Here is a 423-nt window from a genome sequence, read left to right as displayed (position 1 = left end):
GTAGGAAACTGTTTAAGAAATGGTGTAGAATGTTTATAAGAACAATGTTCACTCCACATAACTGAGAAAATACCAATTTCAGTGAAATTAGGTTTTCTTCCTAATATGCTTATAACTTTTTGATACTCTTCATCCGTTAATCCCATATCTCTATATAAATGTTCAGTTTCGATTTCTTTAATACTCGGTTCTAAAAACTTAGACATGTTGTTCCCTCCAACTCTCGATCATAGATTGAAATAACTTAACACCGCTATCTGAGCCAAGTAATGTTTCCATAGCTCTCTCAGGATGTGGCATCATACCACAAACGTTACCTTCTATATTTGTAATCCCTGCTATATCTTTGTATGATCCATTTGTATTATCTTGGTACGTTAAAATAATTTTATTATGTTTTTTCAATTCTTCATACATTTCATC

2 protein-coding genes are annotated in these 423 nt (G+C 31.7%); both read right to left on the bottom strand.

What is annotated here, in order from left to right; translation table 11 throughout:
• A partial coding sequence (locus E4T88_RS17570; RefSeq protein ID WP_135107586.1) for a phosphoribosylformylglycinamidine synthase-related protein occupies positions 1-206 on the bottom strand: 206 nt, incomplete at its 3' end.
• Positions 199-423: phosphoribosylformylglycinamidine synthase subunit PurQ (locus tag E4T88_RS17565; RefSeq protein WP_185146762.1), on the bottom strand; the 225-nt coding region annotated here is incomplete at its 5' end. The genes E4T88_RS17565 and E4T88_RS17570, both read right to left, overlap by 8 nt.

This window comes from Dysgonomonas mossii (genome assembly GCF_004569505.1).
Taxonomy (GTDB): domain Bacteria; phylum Bacteroidota; class Bacteroidia; order Bacteroidales; family Dysgonomonadaceae; genus Dysgonomonas.
The sequence above is the reverse complement of the archived record's forward strand: the minus strand, read 5'-3'. Positions and strand labels throughout refer to the sequence as shown.